The organism is Oleiphilus sp. HI0117 (assembly GCF_001635235.1).
In genome coordinates this window covers 1-664 of sequence record NZ_LWGA01000153.1, presented here as the reverse complement: position 1 = coordinate 664, position 664 = coordinate 1, and the positions used below count along the sequence as shown (strand labels likewise).

General features: G+C 41.6%; 1 protein-coding gene. It reads right to left on the bottom strand.

The features are described from left to right. A partial coding sequence (locus A3757_RS02025) for a DUF3047 domain-containing protein (protein ID WP_068739082.1) occupies window positions 1–531 on the bottom strand: 531 nt, incomplete at its 3' end. Window positions 532–664 lie beyond the last annotated feature (133 nt).

Here is a 664-nt window from a genome sequence, read left to right as displayed (position 1 = left end):
TCGTTTTTCTATATGCCACTGCCCTGCGCCGTCGCTATTATTTCGTAAGGGTATCATCAGAGTGTTGTCAGGCGCATAAGCATTGGGCCAACTTGCTGGCGCATCTTCCCGGCTCGACCAGACATAATTCAAGGCCTTGGTTTGCCAGAAAAACCAGCCATCAGAAACGACTACATAGATTCTCGCAGCATAGTCATCGCCTTGCTTCGTTTCTTCAGGCAAACTCGCTAAGGGTTTATTGACCTTCCAGCGCCAATTTAAAAAGGGAGTCTTCTGTATATTCACTTTCATTTTCTTGAACATACCCGAAGCAGAAGCTTGACTAATTGCATGCAAAACCTTCAGTTTGGGATTATCACTTTCGTCTTTCAAACGATAAGAGGTTTCATCATTGAATTCGACCGACTCCCATTCCTCCAGCCCCCATTCAGAAAACTTTCCAATTGAGACAGTATTCTCTCCCTCAGCATATGCATTAAACCCGAATAAGACGAAGATAAAATAGCTAGAGTATAAAAAGACTTTGTTCATAAATGGTTTCTTCTGCAACATAAGTTCTTAAAAGAATATTAGGGTCGCAACCTGCCCCTAATATTCTCTTAAGAACACCATGGCAGCAAAAAGTTCAAAAAACAATGGTTGACTAAACCCGATACTGTATTAA